The sequence below is a fragment of the Bradyrhizobium sp. USDA 3650 genome (genome assembly GCF_054057395.1).
Genome location: NZ_JBSRZG010000001.1, coordinates 4,238,044 through 4,260,851 on the forward strand (window position 1 = coordinate 4,238,044; position 22,808 = coordinate 4,260,851).

The window sequence follows — 22,808 nt, forward strand, 5'->3', positions numbered from 1 at the left end:
CATGCCGGCGCTGGTCTGCGTCGCGCGGATCGGCGCCGCGCATGGTGTGCGCGGCGCGGTCAAACTGTGGACCTTCACGGAAGATCCCTTTGCCGTGCGGAGCTATGGTCTGCTCTCGTCCAAGGACGGCAAGCGCCAGTTCGAGGTCGCAACGGCGCGCGCGGCCAAGGATCATCTGGTTGCGACGTTCAAGGGCGTCACGACCCGCGATGACGCCGAGCGCCTCAACGGCATCGAGCTCTATGTCGCGCGCGAAAAGCTGCCCGCGACGGACGAGGGCGAATATTACCACACCGATCTGATCGGGCTCGCCGCCGTGACCACGGCGGGCGATGCGCTCGGCCGCGTGCTCGCGATCCACAATTTCGGTGCCGGCGACATCATCGAGATCGCGCCGCCCACGGGCACCACGCTGCTGCTGCCGTTCACGGACGCGGTGGTGCCGGAGGTCGATATCGCCGGCGGCCGCGTCGTGATCGCGCTGCCGCAGGAAATCGCGGGTGACGACGGCGATGACGAAGAGGAGGATTCCTCCCCGAGTCGTCCCGGCCTAGTGCGCAACTTGCGCACGGGGGGCCGGGACCCATAACCACCCATAACCACAGGCCGTGGTTTTTGGGTAAGCTGCTAGCGCCAATCATCGCAGAACGAGCTGCGGTGGCTATGGGTCCCGGCCTTCGCCGGGACGACGGATTTCTTTGAACCCGATGACCACCTCCTCACCCTGGCGCGCGACGGTGCTGACGCTGTTTCCGGAGATGTTTCCGGGACCGCTCGGTGTGAGCCTGGCCGGCCGGGCGCTGGCTGGCGGGCTTGTGGGAGCTGGAGGCGCGGGACATCAGGGCCTCGGCCACCGACCGCCACCGCAGCGTCGATGACACCCCGGCCGGCGGCGGACCGGGCATGGTGCTTCGGGCCGATGTTCTCGCGGCAGCGATTGATGCCGCCGGGATCGGCCCGGACCGGCCGAAACTGCTGATGAGCCCGAGGGGTCGGCCATTGACCCAGGTCCGGGTCACGGACTTGGCCACGGGCCCGGGTCCCCTGATCGTCTGCGGGCGGTTCGAGGGGGTGGACCAGCGCGTGATCGACGGGCGGGGTCTGGAGGAGGTCTCGATCGGGGATTACGTGCTCTCGGGTGGTGAAATCGCAGCCCTGGCCCTGATCGACGCCTGTGTTCGGCTGCTGCCGGGCGTGATGGGCAAGGAAGCCTCGGGAACCGAAGAAAGCTTTTCGGAGGGCCTGCTCGAATACCCCCAATACACCCGGCCGCAGCTGTTCGAGGGAACCCCGATTCCGGAGATCCTGACCTCCGGCGACCATGCCAAAGTCGCCAGCTGGCGGCGGGCGGAATCCGAGGTCCTGACGGCGGCCCGGCGACCGGATTTGTGGGCCCAAATCCGGAGCAAAGTCCCGAATCGGGCCGGACGCCAAAAAACGCCAAAAAACAAGACAGACGGGTGACAAACGCTCCGGCTTGCCTTATAGCAGCGGCCACATCCGCAATGGCTGGATAAACGAATTTCGCGCAGCCCCCGTTTTCCAAGGCTGGGCGCGCCGATGGAGATTTACCCATGAACCTGATCCAACAGCTCGAAAAAGAGCAATTCGACAAGCTCTCCGCCAACAAGGAGATTCCGGAATTCGGCCCCGGCGACACCGTGATCGTCAACGTGAAGGTCGTCGAAGGCGACCGCACCCGCGTGCAGGCCTATGAAGGCGTTTGCATCGGCCGTTCCGGCGGCGGTCTCAACGAGAGCTTCACGGTGCGCAAGATTTCGTACGGCGAAGGCGTGGAGCGCGTGTTCCCGGTGATGTCGCCGATGATCGACTCGATCAAGGTGGTGCGCCGCGGCAAGGTGCGTCGCGCCAAGCTCTATTACCTCCGCAACCTTCGCGGCAAGTCGGCCCGCATCGTCGAGAAGAAGCAGGACCGCCCGGCTGCTGCCGTCAACGAGTAAGCTCCGCTTACAGACGAGTTACCGAAAGCGCGGGGCCAAACCCCGCGCTTTTTTGTTGCGTCAGCCGTGCGCGTCAAAGCCCTCGCGATTCCGGTTCGGCCTGCTATATATTCTTGGAATGTTTCCAGATTTGACCAGCCTCTCGCCCGTCAAGCGCGTCGTCATCGACGATCGCTCGCGGCTGCCCGGCCGGTTCTTCGGACGCTTCGCGACCTCGGCAACGTCAGAGCTTACGCGCGCAGCCTAAAAGCTGCGCTGACGATTTTGTTGCCCCGCGCGCCAGCCGCGCAACCCGCTCGACACAACATTCCTGGAGCTGACGCTCATGTCCAAGCCGACCACATTGTACGACAAGATCTGGAACGACCATCTGGTGCACGAAGCCGAGGACGGCACCTGCCTGCTCTATATCGATCGCCATCTGGTGCACGAGGTCACCTCACCGCAGGCGTTCGAAGGCCTGCGCGCCACCGGGCGCAAGGTCCACGCGCCGGAGAAGACGCTGGCCGTCGTCGATCACAACGTGCCGACCACCGACCGCAGCAAGCCGAACCCCGACCCTGAAAGCATCGAGCAGATCAAGGCACTGGCCAACAACGCCAAGGAATTCGGCATCGAATATTACGACGAGTTCGACAAGCGCCAGGGCGTCGTCCACGTCATCGGCCCCGAGCAGGGCTTCACGCTGCCCGGCACCACCATCGTCTGCGGTGACAGCCACACCTCGACGCACGGTGCGTTCGGCGCGCTCGCGCACGGCATCGGCACGTCGGAAGTCGAGCATGTGCTGGCGACGCAGACGCTGATCCAGAAGAAGGCGAAGAACATGCGCGTCACCGTCGACGGCAAATTGCCTGACGGCGTGACGGGCAAGGACATCATCCTGGCCATCATCGGCGAGATCGGCACCGCGGGCGGCACCGGCTACGTGCTCGAATACGCCGGCGACGCGATCCGCGCGCTCAGCATGGAAGGCCGCATGACGGTCTGCAACATGTCGATCGAAGGTGGCGCGCGCGCCGGCCTGGTCGCGCCGGACCAGAAGGCGTTCGACTTCTTGCGCGGCCGCCCGAAGGCACCGAAGGGCGCGGATTGGGACGCGGCGATGCGTTACTGGGAGCGCTTGCGCTCCGACGAGGGTGCGCATTTCGACCACGAGCTGCGGCTCGATGCGGCAAAGCTGCCGCCGATCGTGACCTGGGGCACGAGCCCTGAAGACGTGATCTCGGTCACCGGCAGCGTACCCGATCCCGACAAGATCGCGGACGAGGCCAAGCGCCTGTCGAAGCACCGCGCGCTGAAATATATGGGCCTGACCGCGGGAACGAAGATCACCGACATCAAGCTCGACCGCATCTTCATCGGCTCCTGCACCAACGGCCGGATCGAGGATCTGCGCGCCGCCGCCAAGATCGCGGAAGGCAAGCAGGTCGCAGGCGGCGTCAACGCCATGGTCGTGCCGGGCTCCGGTCTCGTGAAGGAGCAGGCCGAGGCTGAAGGTCTGGACAAGATCTTCATCAAGGCCGGCTTCGAATGGCGCGAGCCCGGTTGCTCGATGTGCCTCGCGATGAACCCGGACAAGCTGGCTCCGGAAGAGCGCTGCGCCTCGACCTCGAATCGCAACTTCGAGGGCCGCCAGGGCTTCAAGGGCCGCACCCATCTGGTGTCGCCGGCGATGGCCGCAGCCGCGGCGATCGCGGGCCACTTCGTCGACATCAGGGAGTGGCGGTAAGCCGCTCCCTGCAATTTGAGCGATCGCGGCAAACCGCCGTTAATCGGTAGCGCCGACACTGCGTCCTCGCGAACATTTCGCGAGGACACGAGCTCATGGCCAGCAAGCCTGAATATGTCGATCTGATCAGCGCGGCGACGCCCCAGCACCGGCGGCGCGCGGCACCGCTGCGCATGATCGCCAAGCCCGAGGTCGAGGAGGCCTCGAAGCTCAGCCGCTGGCCGCCGGCGATGTTCAAGCAATGGAAGCTGGAGAACCTCACGCGCTGGACGTCGGCGACGTGGAAACTGAAGGATTGGATTTAACCGACGTTCTCCGTCATGGCCGGGCTCGTCCCGGCCATCCACGTTCTAGACTTGCACAGAAGGATCGTGGATGCCCGGGACAAGCCCGGGCATGACGACACAACTCACATCACCAATAGCGGTACGGATGGTGCCAGCGATGCCAGCGGCAGACGCGGCGCGGGCCGTAATAGGTCCAGATGACCCGGCAGCGGCGCGGATGGCTGTAATAGGGATAGTAGCCGCCATAGTAGCGTCGGTGGAAATGGCGATGGCCGTAATAGGCGGGGCGATAGCCGCCATAGCGGTGATAGCCGCCGTAATGGTGAATTCCGCCGTAGCGATAGCCGCCGCCGTGAAACGCCGGCGCGGCGCGGAAGCCACCCGCGTGGAAACCACCGCCGCGGAAGCCACCGATATGTCCTCCGCCACCGTGGAAGCCACCTCCACCGTGGAAGCCGCCGCCGCCATGGAAGCCGCCGCCATGACCGCCACCACCATGTCCACCGCCGCCACCACCACCGTGGCGAACCTGGATCATGTCGTCACTTGCGGCCTTCGCCGCAGGCAACGCCGTCGGATTGATCGGGGTCATCGCTTCGGCAGGACGCGTGGCTCCGGCCGACAGCATCAGCGTCGCGGCGGTCGCAATTCCGAGCAAGCGCATCGGGCTTGCCCTGAGACCCAATATCCTCAGCATCGACTTCTCCCTGAATCTGGACAGCGGAGTTGCGACGCTCGCTCCCGGCGCGCGTCATCCCTGTTCATTGGCAGTCGCTCCCAAGATTAAATTAGGGACAGCGACGTGAATGCCTCATGAATGAACGACGGGCACTGCGCCGCGCCGCGACGTCGTCACCACGGCCCGAAGCCGAGCACGAACGGTGCGGGCACGCCGTAGGGATAAGGACGGTAGTAGACCGGCCGCGCGTAGTAATGCGGATCAGGACGCGGGGCGTATCGCACGACGTCGGACCGCACATGTCGGCGCCCGTCGAACACCGCGCGCCCGGCCGACGCATCGGGCAGCTTCGTCACCCTGTGCGCAGCGGACGCGTGAGACAGGCCTGCGGCAAGCCCGACGCCAACCGCCAATGCGAACCATCTCGTCATGACGACCTCCGCCTCAGGCGCGCGACGGCATCGCGCTCGTATCAGCCCCGGCGCCAGTAGCAGCTCATATGCGGCACGATCACCGTGCCGCTGGGGCGATATTCCTGCACATAGGTGGCGTTGCACTCGCGGACTGCATCGGGACCGGGATTGTAGCGGGGATAGACGCCATCCGGACTGTAATAGGGCGTGACGCGCAGGCGCGCCGGGGCCCGCTTGCGCGGCGGCGGGAGATCGTCTCGCGAGGCCGCCTGGGCCAGCCTGATCCCGGGAGCCGCGGTCTGGGCCTCCGCGCCAACGCAAAACTGCGAAAACAACCCCATGCACAGTAGCGTCAGCGCTGTTTTCGCTCGCATTTTTCCGCCCATTTGACCGTCCATTTCGAGGCCCTAGGCTCCCCGTTTTGACGGCGCCCGTCAACCTCGCCGCGCTTATAAAGCCGGATGCATCGCCGCGAAACCCACGCTATGAGAAGCCCATGTGGACGGAATTGAAAGCGCCCTCGCTGGCCGAGATGGAAGCGATGGCGCATGAAGTGTTCGAACGCCTGCCGGCGGAGTTTCGCAGCCTCTGCGAGGGCGTGATCATCCGCGTCGACGACTTCCCCACGGAGGACGTCCTGGACGAGATGGCATGCGAGAGCGAGTTCGACCTGCTCGGCCTGTTCCAGGGCGTCGGCCTGCCGCAGCAGAGTTTTGGCGACGTGGCGCGGCTGCCCAACATGGTCTGGCTCTACCGCCGGCCGATCCTGGACTATTGGGCCGAGCACGACGAAAGCCTCGGCCACATCGTCCGCCACGTCCTGATCCACGAGATCGGCCATCATTTCGGCCTGTCGGACGACGATATGGCCGCGATCGAGGCTCAAGAGCCCGGTTAGGCAGACGAGATCTGCCGAATTCGGCCTAGGATTTCCGCCCCGATCGCGATAAATACCGGTTCCCTAGACCACCCCGGGAAAGCGCAACCATGGACAAGTTCACCACGCTGGAAGGCGTCGCGGCGCCGCTGAAGATCATCAATGTCGACACCGACATGATCATTCCGAAGCAGTACCTCAAGACCATCAAGCGCACCGGCCTTGGCAAGGGGCTCTTCTCCGAGCAGCGCTACAAGGACGACGGCAGCGAGAATCCGGATTTCGTCCTCAACCAGCCCGCCTATCGCAATGCGAAGGTGCTGGTTGCCGGCGACAATTTCGGCTGCGGCTCGAGCCGCGAGCATGCGCCCTGGGCGCTGCTCGACTTCGGCATCCGCTGCGTGATCTCGACCTCGTTCGGCGACATCTTCTACAACAACTGTTTCAAGAACGGCATTCTGCCGATCCGCGTGGCCCAGGAAGACCTCGACAAGCTGTTCGACGACGCCGAGCGCGGCGCCAACGCAACGCTGACGATCGACCTGCCGAACCAGGAGATCCGCGGTCCCGACGGCGGCAAGGTCAAGTTCGAGATCGACCCGTTCCGCAAGCACTGCCTGATCAACGGCCTCGACGACATCGGCCTGACGATGGAGAAGAAGGCCTCGATCGACACCTATGAGGAGAAGCTCAAGCACGAACGCGCCTGGGCCTGATCTCAAGTTTTGTTTGAGCCCCGGTGCTGACAGCGCCGGGGCTTTTTCTTTGCCAGCGTTGTCCTCTATAGCTTGCGCCCATGCTGCCTGACATCGTCACCTTCTGGCACGGCCCGATGGACGCCCTGCGCCAGACCTGTCTGCGCTCGCAGCTGGCTGCCGGCCACAACGTCACGGTCTACAGTTTTGACACCATTCCCGGCCTGCCCGCCGGCATCGGCAACGCGGATGCCGAGGCGATCCTGCCGCATGCGTTCTCCGAACGATTGCGACCGCCGCAGCCGGACGGCAGCTGGCGCGACTGGACCACGCTCCAGTTCAGCGACTTCTTCCGCATGAAGCTGATGGCGAAGGGCCTCGGCCTGTGGCTCGATGCCGACGTGCTGTTGCTCAGGCCCGTCGAGATCGATCCGGCAAAGCCCTATTTCGCGTGGGAGCGGCCGCGCCAGCTCGGCAATTCCGTGATCTACCTTCCGCCCCGGCACGGCATCGTCGCCGCCTTCGAAGAGCTGATGGAGCAGGAGGAACTGACGCCAAACTGGCTGTCGCTGCGCCATCGCGTCACCTTTGCGATGCGCCGCCTGCGCGGCGGCTCGAACCGGCTCTCCGACATCCGCGTCGCGATCTTCGGGCCGGCGGCACTCACCGCGCTCGCGCGCCGCACCGGCGAGCTGCACTGCGCCTTGCCGAAGCAGTCGTTCTACGCCGTGCATGCCGAGCCAAAACTGTTCTTCGATGCCTCGAACTATCTCGGCCTCGTCACCGACCGCGACATCATCGGCCTGCACATCTCGCCCAAGGGCCGCGGCGGCGAGAAACCGATCCCAGACAGCCTGTATGCGTGGGCGGCGGAGCGGTTCGGTTAACTGCCGCGCAAGAGGTGCGCTCCCTCTCCCGCTTGCGGGAGAGGGTCGGGGAGAGGGTGTCTCCACAACGGGACAATCCCCTAGAGGAGAGAGCCCTCACCCGGCGCGCGGAACGATGCTTCGCATCGCCCGGGCGCGCCGACCTCTCCCGCAAGCAGGAGAGGTGCAGCGGAGCCCGGGGCTCCCTCATCGCTATTTGATCCAGCGCAACGCGCACCTGCACCATTGTGCCTAATCTCGCTCCAATTCCACCGTTCGAATGGAGCTTCGCATGAGCACCGCAACCAGGCCTTATCCCATTGTCCAGGACCTCATCGAGTCCTTCGCAAGCTGGCTGAAGCACCGCCGCGAGCTGAACGAGATCCGGCAGCTCGACCGCGCCGATTTCGATCGGATCGCGCAAGATCTGCGGATCGCGCCTGACGATCTGGAGGAGCTGGTCCGCCACGGCAAGCACTCCGCCGACGAATTGCCGAAGATGCTGGAGCAGCTCGGCATCAACGCCGAAGGGCTCGGCCGCGCGCATCCGCTGCTGCTGCGCGACATGGAGCGGGTGTGCGCGCTTTGCAGCCACAAGGGCCAGTGCGATCGCGAGCTGGCCGACGGCACCGCCGCGGAGAACTATCACGGCTTCTGCGCCAATGCGTCAACGCTGGAGTCGCTCGATCGCGCGGACGTCGCGCCGCGGTAACGCGCGCTTACACGATCCAGTCTGGCGCGTGAGGCAGCTCATCGCTCTCAGCCGTATCGTGATTGATCCAGATTTCGGCATTCTCGGAGCGAAGCAGCTCGACCACTTTGGCCATGGACGCGACCGTTGCCTGCGGATCGGCGTTGAAGGACGGCACGCGCATGTGCCGCAGGTTCTCGCGATTGTGCGCGACGTCGCCGCTCAGCAGCACGGCGCCGCGCCGCGGTAGCCTCACCATGAGCGAGCAATGCCCGAGGGTATGGCCCGGCGTGAAGATCATGCGCACAGCGCCGTCGCCAAATACGTCGTGGTCACCATCGACGATCTCGTACGGCCGCTCCTTCAACGATTTGTAGTGCTGCAGCGAATAGCCGAATTCTTCAGGGTCTGGTCCGAACATGGCCTCGAATTCAGCCCGCTGGGCGATCCATCTTGCATTCTCGAACAGATCGACATTTCCGATATGATCGAAATGCGCGTGGGAAAGCAGGATCGTGCCGATGTCGCGGGGCCGCACCACCCCGATTTCGTCCAGTTGGTCCGCGATGGGACGACGCACGATGCCGCGTATGCCATGCGCGATAATGCGTCCTTCCGGATGCTTCGATAGCTTATCCTCGATTCCCGTATCCCAGATCAGCCATTCGCCGCGATGACTGACGAGGTAGGCATTGCAGCTCAACGTCATGGGTATCCCGACATTGATGCCCGGAGAATAGATCGAACCGTCCGAGACCTGCGCAATACCGCCATCGAGGATGTAGAGTCTGTCAACCGTCGCCATTGGGGAACTCATCAAGCCGCCGATTCCATCCGCCGCTTCGCCTCGCGCATGTCGCGCCCAGGCGGCATGCCGAACAGCCGGGAATATTCTCGCGTGAACTGCGTGATGCTTTCGTAGCCGACCTGATGAGCCGCGGTCGCGATCTGCGCACCGTCGGCCAGCATCGCGCGACGGGCTTCGATCAGGCGAAGCTGTTTCTGAAACTGTAGCGGAGTCAGCGAAGTGACGCTCCGGAAGTGCGCGTGAAATGCCGACGGGCTCATCGCCGCGGCCTTGGCCAATCGATCGACGCGCAACGGCTTGGCATAGCCGGCGCGAATGAGCGCAACCGCGCGGCCGATCCGCTGTGCATGGCTATCGGCAATTCCGAGCGCCCTGATGGCCCCGCCGTGGCGGCCGGCCAGCAGCCAATAATGCAGCTCTCGCATCAGCTGGCCGCGCAAGATCGGCAAGGCCGAGGGACGGTCGATCAGGCGCAACAGCCGGAGCGCTACGTCCGCGAGCTCCTGCTCCGTCGGCTCGACTCGCAGCGGGCGGGACGGAATGAACGGGAGCGAACCCATCTCGACCACCAGTCCCTCGATGATTGTGGGGTCGAGTTCGACGACGAGCGAAAGATAGGGCGTGGCCGCCGTCGCACGCGTGATCTGGCTGACCGTCGGCACATCACTCGCAATCAACAAGGAAGCGCCAGCGCCGAAGTCGAAGGACGTCCGGCCGGTCGCCACACGTTTGGCGCCTTGCAAGACGAGTGCGACCAGAGGCCTGGAGATCGCGTACAGGAGCGCACTCGGCGCGGTCTCGCGGAAGATCGAGACGCCGGCGAAGGGCGTGGAGGCGACGCCCCTGTCGTCGGCGTGAGCCGCGGAATAACGACTGGCGATCTGGAGAAGCGTTTCGGTCACGCGCCAATTTTAGGCCGAGCCCGGCGCACAGGCAATCGGCGCCGGCCGTTCAGGCAGAAAATCCGGAGTTTTGGGCAAGCCCGCCGGCGCCGCATCCCGGAGTGTTGGGCAAGACACTCCGAGGATCCGGCAACACCGGACGATCGATCGCGGGCAAACGGACATCACCGCAACGCTTCGAGGAATCTCTGATGCCCACCATTTCTCTCGTCACCGGGGCCAGTCGCGGCCTTGGCCGCAACACCGCCATCGCCATCGCACGTCACGGCGGCGATGTGATCGTGACCTATCGCAACGGGGCCGCCGCAGCACGCGAAGTCGTCGCCGAGATTGAATCGCTGGGGCGCAAGGCCATCGCGCTGGAGCTTGATGTCACCGCCGTGTCGAGCTTTCCCGCGTTCTTCACAAAAATTCGATCCGCGTTGGCGGAGCATTGGCGCGCCGAGAGATTCGATCACCTCGTCAACAATGCCGGTCAGGGCGAGATGGCCGCGATCGCAGAGACGACGGAGCAACAATTCGATGCCCTGTTCGCCACGCACGTCAAAGGACCATTCTTCCTGACGCAGGCCTTGCTGCCCTTGCTCGCCGACAAGGGCCGGATCATCAACTTCTCCAGCGGGCTGACGCGCGTGTCCTTCCCCGGCTTCTCGGCCTACGCGGCTGCGAAGGGCGCCATCGAGGTTCTGACCGTCTACATGGCCAAGGAATTTGGCGGACGCGGCATCACGGCCAACGTCGTCGCGCCGGGCGCGATCGAAACCGATTTTCTCGGCGGCGCGGTTCGGGACATGCCGGATTTGAACAGCCAATTTGCGCAGATGACCGCGCTGGGCCGCGTCGGTTTGCCCGACGATATCGGACCGATGGTCGCGAGCCTGCTCGGTCCCGACAATCGTTGGGTCACGGCGCAGCGGATCGAGGTGTCCGGCGGCCAGACGATCTGAGCGAGGCGCGATTGGGCTAAGAAGCGAGCGCGTCCCCGGCGCCGCTGCCGCCCGCAGCATCGCCTTTTGATTTCCCACGGCTACTGCGCCAATGCGTCGACATTGGACTCGCTCGATCGTGCCGACCATACCGGCCTTGCAAATCCCGTAGCAGACCGTCAACGCGGTCTGCGCGAAGATCATGCACCAGCGGCCATCGCGGCGGCTTCCGCTGCCGCGCGCTGCATGCTGGTCGACATCTCATTCGTCACCGTGCTTTGCTCTTCGATTGCCGCGGCCGTCGACGTCACATATTCGCTGACGTTATTGATAGCCGTTTTGATCGAAGCCAAGGCGGTGACGACGTCGCCGGAGATGCCGTTGAGGCTGCCGATCTCGGCACCGATCTTGTCGGTCGCCTGCTTGGCCTGGTTAGCGAGGCTCTTGACCTCCGAGGCGACCACGGCGAAGCCGCGACCGGCTTCACCGGCGCGGGCGGATTCGATGGTGGCGTTAAGTGCCAGGAGGTTGATCTGCCCGGTGATGTTGTTGATGAGCTCGACGATCCCGCTCATCGCCAGCGCCGCTTCAGTGAGGCGCTGGGCCTGGGCGTCGGCGGCGGCGACCTGATCGACCGCACTGCTGGCAGTCTGGCGGGACTTGGTCATGGCCTCGGAGATCTCCCGCACCGAGGCGTTCAATTCCTCCGAACCCGCGGCGACCGATTCCATCATGCCGCGGACCCGCTCGTTGCCCATGCGGACCAGCACCTGCTTCGTGACATCGGTCGCATATTTCACGACCTTGAACGGCTTGCCGTTGAGATCCATGATCGGGTTGTAGGAGGCCTGGATATAGACCTCCCTGCCGCCCTTGCCGATGCGCTTGTATTCGGCCGCCTGGTACTGACCGCGGTTGAGCGCCGCCCAGAACTCGCGATAGCCATTGCTATCGCGCTCCGACGGCTCGACAAACATGCCGTGATGCTTGCCCTTGATCTCGGCCAACGAGTACCCGAGCGCGCTCAGGAAGTTGGCATTCGCGGTGATGATCGAGCCGTCCATGTTAAACTCGATCACCGCCTGCGCCTTCTCGATCGCCGCGATCTGACCGGCGAGATCGGCGGTCTTCAGCTTCTCGGCAGTGACGTCGGTGGCGAACTTGACGACGCCGAACGGCTTGCCATTCTCGTCGAGCAATGGATTGTAGTAGGCGAGGATCCAGACCTCGCGGCCGCCCTTGCCGATGCGCTTGAACTCGCCAGCCTGGTATTCGCCCCGGTTGAGCTTGGCCCAGAACTCGCGATAGGCCGCGCCGTCGCGCTCGCTCTGGGGCACGAACAGGCTGTGATGCTTTCCCTGGATCTCTGCGAGCGAATAGCCAAGCGCGTTGCAGAAATTCTCGTTCGCGGTGACAATGGTGCCATCGAGCGTGAACTCGATCACGGCCTGCGCACGGCTGATGCCGGCGATCTTGGAAGCGTCCGCCATGCTGCGGATCTTCTTCCCGGTGATGTCGGTCGCAATCTTGGCGACCCTCACCGTCTTGCCGTTGCCGTCGAGCACCGGATTGTAGGACGCTTCGATCCAGACCTCGCGGCCGCCCTTCGCGATGCGCTTGACCTCGCGCGCCTGATACTCGCCATGGTTCAATGCGGCCCAGAACGCCTTGTACTCGGCGCTATCGCGTTGCTCGGCGGGAACGAACATGGAATGATGTTTGCCCTGGATTTCATCGAGCCGATAGCCGAGGGCGTCGAGAAAATTCTTGTTAGCCGTGATGATCGTCCCATCAAGATTGAATTCGATCATGGCTTGCGACCGGCCGATTGCCTCAATCTGAGCTTGTGCATCGACACGGGATTTACGACCGAACATTTCATCGCTCCGAAATTGATGGCCCGTTTGCAGCGCGTGGGCTTGCAAGCGATCGCAGAATTCATGATCTCGCTCGGAATCTCACGAGGACCGACCGTTCGTCGGCTCTGCGACCCAGCACATGAACGGGCTATACGAATCGAATTATCAGAGTATTTGTCCGATCGAAGACACAATGGCCGGATTCCGCCAACGCGATTAGCCGGACAGAAACTTCCCGACCTTTGCTGACTCGCCGAACAGGCCATCGGCTTTGAATTGCGAAGAAAGGCCTAAAGATCGTTATCGATAGTCGGCAATGCGGCCGGCAACGATCGATCACGAGTCCATGGTCCCGAGGATCAGGTATGCGTATGGGGATCGGACAATTGGTCGCAGCCGACATGAGCGCGTTCATGCCTCCTCGAGTGATCCAGTCACGTCCGACAGCCGTTTCATTCAGTCTCGCATTGGCAGCGCCGGGGAGGCGATACGCTAGTCTCTGCGGGGAGGAATCTGATTTGGGCGGCGTCTCTTATCTCGACCGGTATCCTTTGCTTCAGTCGCGCGACAGCGAGTTCGCGCGCGACCGCCTGTTCGCCGAATATGGCGCCGACCGCTTCGACAAGTACGGCGGCGAGTTCGGTATCCATGCCAATTTTGCTCGCTTGCAATCGATCGGCCTCGCGTTCTGCGGCTACGACGGTGCGGCGTCGCTCTCCTTTCCAGAATCGGAGATTCTCCGCCAGTTCTTCTCCATCCAGGGGGCTGCGAGCTTCAGGACCAATGGGAGCAGCGAGCTGATTGAGGCCTTCAGTCCGATCATCTCCGGAGACGCCAGGCTGGATCTCGAGTTTGCGCCGGGCTATCGCCAATTGGTGCTGAGGATCGATGCCGGCGCACTCGAGCGGTTGCTCAAGACAATCCTGGGCGATGATAGCGACACGGAGCTGCGTTTCGCCCCGGGCGAAGCTGATCCGTCGGTTATGACTCATGTTCGTCAGGACGTCTTTAGATTCGCGGAGGAGTTAGACAGGTTCGGCCAGGATTACTCCCCCATAGCCATCGGCGAGCTTGAACGGGCGCTGATGGTTCGAATCCTTCTGGCGCACCGGCACAATTTCACTGACCGGTTTCAGGGCCCGGCACCCGGCGCCAACCGATCCGTCATCGACATCGTCGAATCCTACATCGAGGCTCATTGGGACGAACCAATCGATCTGGAGAAGATTGCCGCAATCGCCAACGTCAGCGTGCGGACGATTTATCGGGAATTCTCCCTAGCGGGGCGGGGATCACCGGGTCAGTTCGCGCGGCGCTTCCGGCTGCAGCGGGCGACGGAGCTCTTACGCCATCCCGATGAGCAGACCAGCGTGGTTGCCGTCGCGTTCAAATGCGGCTTTCAAAATCTCGGCCGCTTTGCATCGGAATATCGGCGAGCGGTCGGTGAGCTGCCATCCGAAACCCTAAAGAATGCGAGACGAAGGCAGTGACGCGACGACGCAGTTCCTGAATTCGCAGCAAAGCGCTGTCGCAAGCGGCGAGCCCTCAACCCTTCGCCATCGCCGCAATCGCATCCGCGATCTCGATCGTGCGCCGTGCCATGTCGGCGTGCAGCCGCTCCACCATGGCGCCGTCGAGACGGATCGCGCCGCGCGAGACGTTCTCCGGCAATTCGAACGCGGCGATGATCTTTCGGGCGCGCGCGACGTCCTCTTCGGGCGGGGTGAAGATCGCATTGCAGGCTTCGATCTGCGAGGGGTGAATCAGCGTCTTGCCGTCGAAACCGAGATCGCGGCCCTGCGCGCATTCGGTGGCGAAACCATCGGGATTGTTGATGTCGCTATAGGGGCCATCGAGAATTTCGAGGCCATGGGCGCGCGTTGCCAGGATGCAATGGGTGATCATCGGGATCATCGCGGCGCGGCCCGGCAGCATCTTGATGCGCGTCTCGCGGGAGATGTCGTTGGGGCCGAACACGAAGCCTGACAGGCGCCTCTTGGGATCGCGCCCCGCGGCGGCCAGTTCCTCCGCATGCAGCACGGCGCGTGCGGTCTCGATCATGGCCCAGACTTTTACGGTCGGCGCCGCGCCGAGCTCGGCGAGACGACGGCCGATCGTGTCGAGGTCCTCCACGCTGGAGACTTTTGGAACCAGGATGCCGTCCGGCGAGGCCTTCGCCGCCATCGCGACATCATCGGCCCACCAGGGCGTGTCGAGGCCGTTGGTCCGGATCAGGATCTCGCGCTTGCCGAACCCTTTGGCTGCGATTGCGGCCGCGATGCCGTCGCGCGCCACCGCCTTGGCATCGGGCGCGACGGAATCTTCCAGATCGAGGATCAGGCCGTCGGCGCCGAGATTACGCGCCTTTTCCAGCGCGCGGGGGTTGGAGCCGGGCATGAACAAATGGCTGCGGCGCGGGCGGGTCATGCAAGCGTTCCTTCCGGTTTCCTCGTCTCACTTCCGACCGAAGCCGATAGCATCTGGCCTGCCTATTCGAAAGGCTTGTTCGTCCCAGCGGTATATGATTAGGCATAGGCCATGACCACATTCCCAGAGCATTTGCTGGAAGGCTACAAGGCCTTCGCCACCCAGCGGCTGCCGACCGAGCAGACCCGCTACCGCGAGCTGTCGGTGAAGGGGCAGTTCCCTGAAGTGATGGTGATCGGCTGTTGCGACAGCCGCGTCTCGCCCGAAGTGATCTTCGACGTCGGGCCGGGCGAACTCTTCGTGGTTCGCAACATCGCCAATCTGGTGCCGGTGTATCAACCCGACGGCAACGCGCATGGCGTCTCGGCGGCGCTGGAATATGCCGTGACGGTGCTGAAGGTGAAGCACATCGTGGTGCTCGGGCACGCCCAGTGCGGCGGCATCCGCGCTTTCGTCGACAAGATCGAGCCGCTCACGCCCGGCGACTTCATCGGCAAATGGATGCAGATGTTCATCAAGCCGGGCGAGGTGGTGGAGCAGCGCGACCACGAGACCATGGCGCAATTCGTCGAGCGCATCGAGAAGGCCGCGGTGTTCCGCAGCCTGGAAAACCTGATGACCTTCCCGTTCGTGCAGAAGGCGGTCGAGAGCGGCCAGATGCAGACCCACGGCGCCTATTTCGGCGTCGCGGAGGGATCGCTGTTCGTGCTGGACAAGGGCGCGAAGGAATTCAGGAACGCGCGCGAGGTGGCGTAAGTCCGCAGTTCTTGTAGGGTGGGCAAAGCGAAGCGTGCCCACCACTTCTATAGCCACTGCGGAGAGATGGTGGGCATGGCGCTTCGCGCCTTTGCCCACCCTACGGCAGCGGAGTTACGCCGCCTTCTTCTTCGCGCTGATCAGCTTGCGGTTGATCAGGACTTCCGCGATCTGGATCGCGTTGAGCGCGGCGCCCTTGCGCAGATTGTCGGACACGCACCACAGCACGAGACCATTCTCTACCGTCGCGTCCTCGCGGATGCGGCTGATATAGGTGGCGTCCTCGCCGGCGGCTTCATACGGCGTGGCGTAGCCGCCGGGTTCATGCTTGTCGATGACGAGACAACCCGGCGCCTTGCGCAGGATGTCGCGCGCTTCGTCCGCGCTGATCGGGTTCTCGAACTCGATGTTGACGGCCTCGGAATGGCCGACGAAAACAGGCACGCGCACGCAGGTCGCGGAGAGCTTGATCTTGGGATCAAGAATCTTCTTGGTCTCCGCCATCATCTTCCACTCTTCCTTGGTGTAGCCGTCCTCCATGAAGACGTCGATCTGGGGGATGACGTTGAAGGCGATGCGCGCGGGAAACTTGTTATTGACCAGCTCCTGGTTGGTGTAGACGGCCTTGGTCTGCGAGAACAATTCGTCCATCGCATCCTTGCCGGCGCCCGATACCGATTGATAGGTCGAGACCACGACGCGCTTGATCGTCGCCTTGTCGTGCAGTGGCTTGAGCGCGACCACGAGCTGCGCGGTCGAGCAGTTCGGATTGGCGATGATGTTCTTCTTCTTGAAGCCGGCGGTCGCGTCCGCATTCACTTCCGGCACGATCAACGGCACGTCCGGGTCCATGCGCCAGGCCGAGGAATTGTCGATCACGACCGTGCCGGCGGCGCCGATCTTGGGCGACCATTCCTTCGACACCTCGCCGCCGGCCGACATCAGGCAGATGTCGACGTCGGAGAAGTCGTAATGCTCGAGCGCTTTGACCTTCAGCGTGCGGTCGCCGTAGGAGACCTCGACGCCCATGCTGCGGCGTGAGGCCAGGGCCACCACCTCGTCCGCGGGGAATTTGCGCTCATCCAAAATGTTGAGCATTTCCCGTCCGACATTGCCGGTCGCGCCGACGACTGCGACTTTGTAACCCATCGTTCACTCTCCGACGAAAAAGCTCTTTCCTGAAGCTGAGGCTTAAACAGGAAGAGCAGCGCTTCTATGCGAGAACCGGCCTCAAGACAACGTTGGACCATGCCTTAGGGACGTGGATGCAGTCGCCCGAGGCCAGCACGGCCGCAAACCCCACCCAGATCCATCTTGCGCTTGCAGCCTTCGCCGACGAGGTCGTCGGCACGCTGGCGCGCCTGTTCGCCTATGTGGGGGCTTTGGTGCTGTTTGCCATCCTCGGGCTTGCGGCACTCGGCCAGCTGCCAACCTTGCGCGACGACGATCCGGCGCTGAAGCCGGGTTGGAGCGTGGCCGACCGCTCGCCTCCGGGTTTCGCCCTCAGTCGGCTCGATTCGACAGAAAAAACAGCCTCTTACACCATCTTGAGGCACCCCGAAGGCGGCCGCAGGGACGTGATGCGCTGGGCGGGCGAGGCGGACAAGCCCATGGCCGAGTTCATGGCCGAGCTCGAAATCTATCGCGAGGGCGGCGAATTCGACGTCACCCGTCCGGCGGCCGCCGATCTGGCCGCCCGGATGGGACTGGGCAGCACGACCCCGCTGGAGCAAGCCGGCCTGATCGACACGAAATTCGGCCCCGTCGCCCTGTTCCGGCCGACCGGCACCGCGGAGGGCGCGCGGGCCTGCCTCGGCTACCTCAAGCGCAGCGAGGAGCCGGCGCTCCAGATTTCCGGCTTCGTCTGTCAGGGCGACAGCCTGCCCGCCCGGCGCGCGGCGATCGCCTGCACGCTGAACCGGCTGACGCTGCTGACCTCGGGCAACGAGCCGAGGCTGGCCGAATTGTTCGCCCATGCGGAGCTGAAGCGCCGTCCCTGCGCGCCCCCGGTCTCGTCGGACTGGCTGCTCGGCGCCGCCAATGCGCAATTGCGCGGCGCGCTCTGACCGGCATCAAGCTCAAGTGGCTGTATCCATGCAACTTTTGCCGGCGCGCACGATTATTCAGCGCTGGTGTGACCCAATAGACCTAGTTGCAGCCGCCCCGGCCGGGTTAGTATGAGGGCGAAATTGATTGGCGGCTTGCCGCCTGAAGGGGACGTGATGAGCTCGAATTTCTCTGCCGCGAACAAACTGGCGATGTGGCTTGCGGCCGGCGCCGTGATTGCCATGTCCTCAGCCTTCGCGACACCCGCCTCGGCCGACACCAAGAAGCAGCGCTATGACAGCGGCCGTCACTATTACGGCCCGAGCGGCCCCAATGCGAGCTATCAGCAGGGCCGCACCCGCATCTATGTGAGCAAGCGCTCCTGGCTCGACGGCGGCACCGAGGTCAATCCGGGCGACCGCAAGTTCTCCGACTACGCCTTCCCGCCGGCGGTGGGCTATCCGACCTTCGCACGCGAAAATCTCAACCGCCCGATCGATCGCCAGCCGCTGAGCACGCCGCAGGATGTCGGCGGCTATCCGCAGAATTTCCCGCTGTACTGAGGCGGAATTATCGACCGAATCAAAATGGCCGGGCTCGCGCCCGGCCATTTTTGTTTGTCGTGTAGCCCGGATGGAGCGAAGCGCAATCCGGGATTTTCGACGCGCCGCAAGACCCCCGGATTTCGCTTCGCTCCATCCGGGCTACCACTCTAGGCGTGCAGCTTCTGCAATTCCTTCAGGATCGCTTCGCCCATCTGCGTGGTCGAGGCGGCAATGGTGCCTTCCGACTTGATGTCGGCGGTGCGCAGGCCGCTGGCCAGCACCGCGGCGATCGCGGCGTCGACCTTGTCGGCGAGCGCGCCCATGTCGAAGGAGTAACGTAGCGCCATGCCGAACGACGAGATCATCGCGATCGGATTGGCGAGGCCCTGGCCTGCGATATCAGGCGCCGAGCCGTGCACGGGCTCGTACAGCGCCTTGCGCTTCCTGCTCTTGACGTCGACCTCGCCAAGCGAGGCCGAGGGCAGCATGCCGAGCGATCCCGTCAGCATCGCCGCGATGTCGGACAGCATGTCACCAAACAGATTGTCGGTGACGATGACGTCGAACTGCTTCGGCCATTTCACCAGCATCATGCCGCCGGAATCGGCCAGCTGGTGCTCGAGCGTGACGTCGGGATATTCGCGCTTGTGGACCTGGGTCATGACCTCGTTCCAGAGCACGCCAGACTTCATGACGTTGCGCTTCTCCATCGACGTCACCTTGTTCTTGCGCTTCTTCGCAAGCTCGAAGGCGACGCGGCCGATGCGCTCGATCTCGTAGGTGTCGTAGACCTGGGTATCGATGGCGCGCTTCTGGCCGTTGCCGAGGTCGGTGATGGTCTTGGGCTCGCCGAAATAGACGCCGCCGGTGAGCTCGCGCACGATCATGATGTCGAGGCCCTCGACCGCCTCGCGCTTGAGGCTGGAGGCCTCCGCCAGCGCCGGGTAGCACACGGCGGGACGCAGGTTGGCGAACAGACCGAGATCCTTGCGCAGGCGCAGCAGGCCGGCTTCCGGACGCACCTCGTAGGGCACCGCGTCCCATTTGGGACCGCCGACCGCGCCGAAGATGATCGCGTCGGCATCCTTGGCCTTGGCCATGTCGCCTTCCGAGATCGACACCTTGTGCGCGTCATAGGCCGAACCGCCAACGAGGCCGGTGTCGGTCTCGAACTTGGCGATCCCCGCCGAATTGAGCCAGTCGATCAGCCGCTTCACCTCGCCCATCACCTCGGGGCCGATACCGTCGCCGGGAAGCAGCAGCAGTTTGTGGGTCGCCATGGTCGTTCTTCCTCCGTTTCGTCATGGCCGGGCTTGACCCGGCCATCCACGTCTTGCCTCGGGTGCAGAAGAACGTGGATGCCCGGCACAAGGCCGGGCATGACGGCATCTCGTGAATTTCGGCCGGAGTGCTAGAGCGGCGATGCGTGCTTGGCAAGACACCATTGCCGCTTCGGTTCTGTGCAAGGCGGGCAGGGCCTGCCACACTGCGCATGCCGGAGTACCCCTTGCACGCACCTGACCGCCCTCCACCCGATGCCCACCCCGCACGGTTGATCCTGACCCTGTCGCTGGCCGCGACAGTTGGGCTGGGTATCGGCCGCTTCGCCTATTCGCTGGTGCTGCCCGACATGCGGGAGGACCTCGGCTGGTCCTACTCGGCGGCCGGTTTCATGAACACCATCAACGCCGTCGGCTACCTCGTCGGCGCCCTGGTGGCATCCCGGTTGATCGAACGGGTCGGCTGGTCGGCCGCGATCCGCGGCGGAACCCTGGCCTGCGTCGCCGCGCTCGCGACTTGCGCGCTAACCGGGAATTTCGTTGCGCTGAGCCTGGCGCGTCTGGTGCTGGGCGTTGGCGCCGCGGCCGGCTTCGTCGCCGGCGGCGCGCTGGCCGCTTCCATCGCGCAGTCGCGCCCGGAGCGGGCCAATTTCCTTCTCAGCCTGTTCTATGCAGGGCCCGGCATCGGCATTCTCTCCTCGGGCCTGATCGCCCCGTTCACGCTGCAATATTTCGGGCCGGGTTCGTGGTGGATCGTGTGGTGGGCGATGACCCTGCTGTCCGTCGTCATGACCGTGCCGCTGTTCCTGGTCCGCATCGAGAGCGGCGTGCGTTTCTCGCAAGGCAGCCACGGCGCCTTCGCGATTCTTCCCGTGTTGATCTATCTCGCCGGCTACTTCCTGTTTGGCGCGGGCTACATCGCCTACATGACCTTCATGATCGCCTATGTGCGCGACGGCGGCGGCGGCGCCGCGGCGCAGGCCGGATTCTGGAGCCTGATTGGCCTAAGCGCGTTCGTCACACCGTGGGCCTGGCGCGGCGTGCTCGCGCTCGATCGCGGCGGATTGGCCACCGCCATCATCCTCGGCACCAACGCGCTCGGCGCCGCCCTGCCGATGCTCGGGCATTCGCCGGCATGGCTCGCGGTCTCGGCAATCGTGTTCGGCGTCGCCTTCTTCGCCGTAGTCGGCTCGACCACCGCCTTCGTGCGCTTCAACTATCCGCCCGAGGTGTGGCCGACCGCGATCGCCGCGATGACGATCTCGTTCGGCGTCGGCCAGACGCTCGGCCCGATCGTGGTCGGCGCCATCACGGACGCACTGGGGAGCTTGAGTTACGCGCTGAACGTGTCCGCAGCGCTGCTGGCGCTGGGAGCGGTTGCGGCGCTATGCCAGCGCAAAGTGGGGCCGGCCTAAAAAACGGTGCAGTAGGGTGGGTTAGCCGAAGGCGTAACCCACCACTTCTGTCGCCGCGGAAACCAAACAGGTGGGTTAGCCGGAGCGACGATCAGCTCCCGCTGAACGAATTATATCCCTGGTCTTCCCAATAGCCGCCCTTGTAGTCGTTGGTGACTTCCATCGACACCACGTATTTCGGATTCTTGAAGCCGAGCTTTGTCGGCACGCGGATTTTCATCGGGAAACCGTACGCGCGCGGCAGGATTTCGCCGGCGTATTTGAACGTCATCTGGGTCTGCGGATGCAGCGCGGTGCGCATGTCGAGCGGGGAATTGTAGCCGTCCTTGTCGGCGCACTGGAACCAGACGTACTTCGCACGCGTGTCGGCCCCGATCAGCTTGAGGAAGTCGCGCATCGGCGTGCCGGTCCAGCTGCCGATCGCGCTCCAGCCCTCGACGCAGATGTGACGGGTGATCTGCGTGACCTGCGGGAGCTTGTACAATTCCGGAAGCGTCCACGACTTCTTGTTGTCGACGAGGCCGCGGACTTCGAGCTTCCAGTCGGCGCCGTCGACCTCAGGTGCGTCGTCGAGATCGTAATAGGCGTTGAACGGAAACGGTTTTGTGATCGCGCTTTCCGCAAATGTCGGCGCCAGTGCATCGGGATTGAAGATGAAGGCCTGCACGGCATCGTTGAATTTCGAAACCGACTTCAGCATCTCCTCGGCGGAGGACGAATCGATCACGTCGCAGCCGGTGAGCAGCGTCAGCGCGCCGAGGCTGGCGCCGCCCGCGATGAAGCGGCGGCGGCTGACCTCTGGCATCGTCTTGATGGAGTCCTTGATCAGCAGCCGCTTGTCGACGCCGGGGATCAGGAATGAGCGCTTGGCCATGGTTCTCTCTCCGCTCTAGCGGCCGATGATCATCGCGCGCAGGCTCTTCGGCACCAGCAGCGCGAGTAAAACGTGAATGACGAGGAAGGCGCAGATCGCGGCCATGCAGAAGAAATGGATGTAGCGCGCGGTCGGATAGTCGCCGAACAGGCTCACGAGCCAGTGCAGCTGCACTGGCTTCCACATTCCCAGCCCCGACAGCACGATGATCACGCCGACCAGGATGATGCCGGCATACAGCACGCGCTGGACGTAATTGTAGACGGTGAGATCGGCATGGCCGAGCTTGAAGGTCAGCGCAGCCCTGACATCGTGGAGCACGCCGGACGGGGTGATCGGCAGCAGTTTTTTCCGGAAGCGGCCGGTGGCAAAACCGGTGACGAGATAGGCAAGGCCGTTGATCATCAACAGCCACATCGCCGCAAAATGCCAGAGCAGGCCGCCACCGAGCCAGCCGCCGAGCGTGTAGTCGCGCGGAAAGCTGAAACCGAACAGCGGCGAGGCGTTGTAGATCTGCCAACCCGACAGGATCATCAGGATCATGGCGAGGGCGTTGATCCAGTGCATGACCCGGACCCAGGCCGGCTGGATCACTTTGGCCGGGGTGGCGCTGACCTGCTCGTCGGTGACTGTGAGGCTCGACATGGCGGTTCCGTCCTGAACATCGTCTGACAGCAATTATACGCCGATGCTTCCGCTTTCGTTACGCCCTGCCCGGCATCGAATCGATACCGGCGGGCTATCATGGTCACAATAAAGCGAGCCGGGG

The 22,808-nt window shown here is 63.8% G+C and carries 26 protein-coding genes and 1 pseudogene; 16 read left to right on the plus strand and 11 right to left on the minus strand.

The annotated features are described in order from the left end of the window. Position 1: 1 nt before the first annotated feature. From rimM to ACVIN2_RS19715, 5 genes and pseudogenes are all read left to right on the plus strand, one after another. On the plus strand, positions 2–589 hold the full coding sequence (gene rimM / locus ACVIN2_RS19695; RefSeq protein WP_456766807.1) for a ribosome maturation factor RimM: 588 nt from the start codon (positions 2–4) through the stop codon (positions 587–589). A gap of 118 nt (positions 590–707) precedes the next feature. Next, positions 708–1,464: pseudogene (trmD, locus tag ACVIN2_RS19700) on the plus strand (tRNA (guanosine(37)-N1)-methyltransferase TrmD). A 110-nt stretch (positions 1,465–1,574) separates the two neighbouring features. Beyond that, the gene (gene rplS / locus ACVIN2_RS19705; RefSeq protein ID WP_007598824.1) at positions 1,575–1,961 is read left to right on the plus strand and encodes a 50S ribosomal protein L19; all 387 of its coding nucleotides are present in this window, start codon (positions 1,575–1,577) and stop codon (positions 1,959–1,961) included. A 325-nt stretch (positions 1,962–2,286) separates the two neighbouring features. Further along, on the plus strand, positions 2,287–3,693 hold the full coding sequence (leuC, locus tag ACVIN2_RS19710) for a 3-isopropylmalate dehydratase large subunit (protein ID WP_456766808.1): 1,407 nt from the start codon (positions 2,287–2,289) through the stop codon (positions 3,691–3,693). A 95-nt stretch (positions 3,694–3,788) separates the two neighbouring features. After that, positions 3,789–3,998 carry a hypothetical protein gene (locus ACVIN2_RS19715; RefSeq protein ID WP_456766809.1) on the plus strand — a complete coding sequence of 70 codons (210 nt, stop codon included), beginning with the start codon at positions 3,789–3,791 and terminating at the stop codon, positions 3,996–3,998. A gap of 109 nt (positions 3,999–4,107) precedes the next feature. Here the strand turns inward: ACVIN2_RS19715 and ACVIN2_RS19720 are convergent, their stop codons facing one another. The 3 genes from ACVIN2_RS19720 to ACVIN2_RS19730 all read right to left on the minus strand — a co-directional run bounded on the left by ACVIN2_RS19720 (position 4,108) and on the right by ACVIN2_RS19730 (position 5,413). Then, entirely contained in the window at positions 4,108–4,677 is a 570-nt protein-coding gene (locus ACVIN2_RS19720; protein ID WP_456766810.1) for a hypothetical protein, read from the minus strand. Between the two features lie 155 nt (positions 4,678–4,832). Continuing rightward, the gene (locus ACVIN2_RS19725; RefSeq protein ID WP_456766811.1) at positions 4,833–5,090 is read right to left on the minus strand and encodes a hypothetical protein; all 258 of its coding nucleotides are present in this window, start codon (positions 5,088–5,090) and stop codon (positions 4,833–4,835) included. Between the two features lie 41 nt (positions 5,091–5,131). Further along, a complete protein-coding gene (locus tag ACVIN2_RS19730) occupies positions 5,132–5,413 on the minus strand; it encodes a hypothetical protein (RefSeq protein WP_456769762.1) in 282 nt (93 codons plus the stop codon). A 155-nt stretch (positions 5,414–5,568) separates the two neighbouring features. On the opposite strand from ACVIN2_RS19730, the gene ACVIN2_RS19735 reads away from it, so the two are divergent. The 4 genes from ACVIN2_RS19735 (at position 5,569) to ACVIN2_RS19750 (ending at position 8,222) form a co-directional block, all read left to right on the plus strand. Continuing rightward, positions 5,569–5,970 carry a metallopeptidase family protein gene (locus tag ACVIN2_RS19735; RefSeq protein WP_456766812.1) on the plus strand — a complete coding sequence of 134 codons (402 nt, stop codon included), beginning with the start codon at positions 5,569–5,571 and terminating at the stop codon, positions 5,968–5,970. An 89-nt stretch (positions 5,971–6,059) separates the two neighbouring features. Beyond that, a complete protein-coding gene (gene leuD / locus ACVIN2_RS19740; protein WP_456766813.1) occupies positions 6,060–6,665 on the plus strand; it encodes a 3-isopropylmalate dehydratase small subunit in 606 nt (201 codons plus the stop codon). An 80-nt stretch (positions 6,666–6,745) separates the two neighbouring features. Beyond that, positions 6,746–7,531: a hypothetical protein gene (locus ACVIN2_RS19745; RefSeq protein WP_456766814.1), complete on the plus strand. Its 786-nt coding sequence runs from the start codon at positions 6,746–6,748 to the stop codon at positions 7,529–7,531. Positions 7,532–7,802: 271 nt separating this feature from the next. Beyond that, positions 7,803–8,222: a hypothetical protein gene (locus ACVIN2_RS19750; RefSeq protein ID WP_456766815.1), complete on the plus strand. Its 420-nt coding sequence runs from the start codon at positions 7,803–7,805 to the stop codon at positions 8,220–8,222. 7 nt (positions 8,223–8,229) lie between these two features. On the opposite strand, the gene ACVIN2_RS19755 is transcribed toward ACVIN2_RS19750, so the two are convergent. Then, positions 8,230–9,006 (minus strand): N-acyl homoserine lactonase family protein, encoded by a 777-nt coding sequence (locus ACVIN2_RS19755; protein WP_456766816.1) that lies wholly within the window; start codon positions 9,004–9,006, stop codon positions 8,230–8,232. 11 nt (positions 9,007–9,017) lie between these two features. Then, entirely contained in the window at positions 9,018–9,911 is an 894-nt protein-coding gene (locus ACVIN2_RS19760; protein WP_456766817.1) for an AraC family transcriptional regulator, read from the minus strand. Between the two features lie 191 nt (positions 9,912–10,102). On the opposite strand from ACVIN2_RS19760, the gene ACVIN2_RS19765 reads away from it, so the two are divergent. Continuing rightward, positions 10,103–10,858 carry an SDR family oxidoreductase gene (locus ACVIN2_RS19765; RefSeq protein ID WP_456766818.1) on the plus strand — a complete coding sequence of 252 codons (756 nt, stop codon included), beginning with the start codon at positions 10,103–10,105 and terminating at the stop codon, positions 10,856–10,858. Between the two features lie 179 nt (positions 10,859–11,037). Here the strand turns inward: ACVIN2_RS19765 and ACVIN2_RS19770 are convergent, their stop codons facing one another. Further along, positions 11,038–12,666: a methyl-accepting chemotaxis protein gene (locus tag ACVIN2_RS19770; protein WP_456769763.1), complete on the minus strand. Its 1,629-nt coding sequence runs from the start codon at positions 12,664–12,666 to the stop codon at positions 11,038–11,040. On the opposite strand from ACVIN2_RS19770, the gene ACVIN2_RS19775 reads away from it, so the two are divergent. Both ACVIN2_RS19775 and ACVIN2_RS19780 read left to right on the plus strand, forming a co-directional pair. Continuing rightward, positions 12,550–12,945: a hypothetical protein gene (locus ACVIN2_RS19775; protein ID WP_456769892.1), complete on the plus strand. Its 396-nt coding sequence runs from the start codon at positions 12,550–12,552 to the stop codon at positions 12,943–12,945. The two genes, ACVIN2_RS19770 and ACVIN2_RS19775, sit on opposite strands and share 117 nt — an antisense overlap. Before the next feature lie 269 nt (positions 12,946–13,214). Then, positions 13,215–14,186 (plus strand): AraC family transcriptional regulator, encoded by a 972-nt coding sequence (locus tag ACVIN2_RS19780; RefSeq protein ID WP_456766819.1) that lies wholly within the window; start codon positions 13,215–13,217, stop codon positions 14,184–14,186. A 55-nt stretch (positions 14,187–14,241) separates the two neighbouring features. On the opposite strand, the gene ACVIN2_RS19785 is transcribed toward ACVIN2_RS19780, so the two are convergent. Next, positions 14,242–15,123 carry an HpcH/HpaI aldolase/citrate lyase family protein gene (locus tag ACVIN2_RS19785; RefSeq protein WP_456766820.1) on the minus strand — a complete coding sequence of 294 codons (882 nt, stop codon included), beginning with the start codon at positions 15,121–15,123 and terminating at the stop codon, positions 14,242–14,244. Between the two features lie 111 nt (positions 15,124–15,234). On the opposite strand from ACVIN2_RS19785, the gene ACVIN2_RS19790 reads away from it, so the two are divergent. Further along, positions 15,235–15,879 (plus strand): carbonic anhydrase, encoded by a 645-nt coding sequence (locus tag ACVIN2_RS19790; protein WP_456766821.1) that lies wholly within the window; start codon positions 15,235–15,237, stop codon positions 15,877–15,879. Positions 15,880–15,993: 114 nt separating this feature from the next. Here ACVIN2_RS19790 and ACVIN2_RS19795 read toward each other — a convergent pair whose 3' ends face one another. Continuing rightward, positions 15,994–17,028: an aspartate-semialdehyde dehydrogenase gene (locus ACVIN2_RS19795; RefSeq protein ID WP_007598796.1), complete on the minus strand. Its 1,035-nt coding sequence runs from the start codon at positions 17,026–17,028 to the stop codon at positions 15,994–15,996. Between the two features lie 116 nt (positions 17,029–17,144). Between ACVIN2_RS19795 and ACVIN2_RS19800 the strand changes: the two genes are divergently transcribed. Both ACVIN2_RS19800 and ACVIN2_RS19805 read left to right on the plus strand, forming a co-directional pair. Further along, positions 17,145–17,945 carry a hypothetical protein gene (locus ACVIN2_RS19800; RefSeq protein WP_456766822.1) on the plus strand — a complete coding sequence of 267 codons (801 nt, stop codon included), beginning with the start codon at positions 17,145–17,147 and terminating at the stop codon, positions 17,943–17,945. A 156-nt stretch (positions 17,946–18,101) separates the two neighbouring features. After that, entirely contained in the window at positions 18,102–18,488 is a 387-nt protein-coding gene (locus tag ACVIN2_RS19805) for a hypothetical protein (RefSeq protein WP_027566362.1), read from the plus strand. A 149-nt stretch (positions 18,489–18,637) separates the two neighbouring features. Here ACVIN2_RS19805 and leuB read toward each other — a convergent pair whose 3' ends face one another. After that, positions 18,638–19,750 carry a 3-isopropylmalate dehydrogenase gene (gene leuB, locus ACVIN2_RS19810; protein ID WP_456766823.1) on the minus strand — a complete coding sequence of 371 codons (1,113 nt, stop codon included), beginning with the start codon at positions 19,748–19,750 and terminating at the stop codon, positions 18,638–18,640. 227 nt (positions 19,751–19,977) lie between these two features. Here leuB and ACVIN2_RS19815 point away from each other — a divergent pair, with 227 nt between their 5' ends. Then, complete coding sequence (locus ACVIN2_RS19815) at positions 19,978–21,165, plus strand: YbfB/YjiJ family MFS transporter (RefSeq protein ID WP_456766824.1); 1,188 nt, start codon at positions 19,978–19,980, stop codon at positions 21,163–21,165. Between the two features lie 91 nt (positions 21,166–21,256). Here ACVIN2_RS19815 and ACVIN2_RS19820 read toward each other — a convergent pair whose 3' ends face one another. Both ACVIN2_RS19820 and ACVIN2_RS19825 read right to left on the minus strand, forming a co-directional pair. Further along, the gene (locus ACVIN2_RS19820) at positions 21,257–22,039 is read right to left on the minus strand and encodes a molybdopterin-dependent oxidoreductase (protein ID WP_456766825.1); all 783 of its coding nucleotides are present in this window, start codon (positions 22,037–22,039) and stop codon (positions 21,257–21,259) included. Positions 22,040–22,054: 15 nt separating this feature from the next. Continuing rightward, the gene (locus ACVIN2_RS19825) at positions 22,055–22,684 is read right to left on the minus strand and encodes a cytochrome b/b6 domain-containing protein (RefSeq protein ID WP_456766826.1); all 630 of its coding nucleotides are present in this window, start codon (positions 22,682–22,684) and stop codon (positions 22,055–22,057) included. Between the last annotated feature and the right edge of the window lie 124 nt (positions 22,685–22,808).

Excerpts from the sequence above, each read along its gene's own strand:
- rimM (WP_456766807.1), top strand. The coding sequence starts at position 2 with ATGCCGGCGCTGGTCTGCGTCGCGCGGATCGGCGCCGCGCATGGTGTG.
- rplS (WP_007598824.1), top strand. The coding sequence starts at position 1,575 with ATGAACCTGATCCAACAGCTCGAAAAAGAGCAATTCGACAAGCTCTCC.
- leuC (WP_456766808.1), top strand. The coding sequence starts at position 2,287 with ATGTCCAAGCCGACCACATTGTACGACAAGATCTGGAACGACCATCTG.
- ACVIN2_RS19715 (WP_456766809.1), top strand. The coding sequence starts at position 3,789 with ATGGCCAGCAAGCCTGAATATGTCGATCTGATCAGCGCGGCGACGCCC.
- ACVIN2_RS19720 (WP_456766810.1), bottom strand. The coding sequence starts at position 4,677 with ATGCTGAGGATATTGGGTCTCAGGGCAAGCCCGATGCGCTTGCTCGGA.
- ACVIN2_RS19725 (WP_456766811.1), bottom strand. The coding sequence starts at position 5,090 with ATGACGAGATGGTTCGCATTGGCGGTTGGCGTCGGGCTTGCCGCAGGC.
- ACVIN2_RS19730 (WP_456769762.1), bottom strand. The coding sequence starts at position 5,413 with ATGGGGTTGTTTTCGCAGTTTTGCGTTGGCGCGGAGGCCCAGACCGCG.
- ACVIN2_RS19735 (WP_456766812.1), top strand. The coding sequence starts at position 5,569 with ATGTGGACGGAATTGAAAGCGCCCTCGCTGGCCGAGATGGAAGCGATG.
- leuD (WP_456766813.1), top strand. The coding sequence starts at position 6,060 with ATGGACAAGTTCACCACGCTGGAAGGCGTCGCGGCGCCGCTGAAGATC.
- ACVIN2_RS19745 (WP_456766814.1), top strand. The coding sequence starts at position 6,746 with ATGCTGCCTGACATCGTCACCTTCTGGCACGGCCCGATGGACGCCCTG.
- ACVIN2_RS19750 (WP_456766815.1), top strand. The coding sequence starts at position 7,803 with ATGAGCACCGCAACCAGGCCTTATCCCATTGTCCAGGACCTCATCGAG.
- ACVIN2_RS19755 (WP_456766816.1), bottom strand. The coding sequence starts at position 9,006 with ATGGCGACGGTTGACAGACTCTACATCCTCGATGGCGGTATTGCGCAG.
- ACVIN2_RS19765 (WP_456766818.1), top strand. The coding sequence starts at position 10,103 with ATGCCCACCATTTCTCTCGTCACCGGGGCCAGTCGCGGCCTTGGCCGC.
- ACVIN2_RS19775 (WP_456769892.1), top strand. The coding sequence starts at position 12,550 with ATGATGTTTGCCCTGGATTTCATCGAGCCGATAGCCGAGGGCGTCGAG.
- ACVIN2_RS19785 (WP_456766820.1), bottom strand. The coding sequence starts at position 15,123 with ATGACCCGCCCGCGCCGCAGCCATTTGTTCATGCCCGGCTCCAACCCC.
- ACVIN2_RS19790 (WP_456766821.1), top strand. The coding sequence starts at position 15,235 with ATGACCACATTCCCAGAGCATTTGCTGGAAGGCTACAAGGCCTTCGCC.
- ACVIN2_RS19795 (WP_007598796.1), bottom strand. The coding sequence starts at position 17,028 with ATGGGTTACAAAGTCGCAGTCGTCGGCGCGACCGGCAATGTCGGACGG.
- ACVIN2_RS19800 (WP_456766822.1), top strand. The coding sequence starts at position 17,145 with ATGCAGTCGCCCGAGGCCAGCACGGCCGCAAACCCCACCCAGATCCAT.
- ACVIN2_RS19805 (WP_027566362.1), top strand. The coding sequence starts at position 18,102 with ATGAGCTCGAATTTCTCTGCCGCGAACAAACTGGCGATGTGGCTTGCG.
- leuB (WP_456766823.1), bottom strand. The coding sequence starts at position 19,750 with ATGGCGACCCACAAACTGCTGCTGCTTCCCGGCGACGGTATCGGCCCC.
- ACVIN2_RS19820 (WP_456766825.1), bottom strand. The coding sequence starts at position 22,039 with ATGGCCAAGCGCTCATTCCTGATCCCCGGCGTCGACAAGCGGCTGCTG.
- ACVIN2_RS19825 (WP_456766826.1), bottom strand. The coding sequence starts at position 22,684 with ATGTCGAGCCTCACAGTCACCGACGAGCAGGTCAGCGCCACCCCGGCC.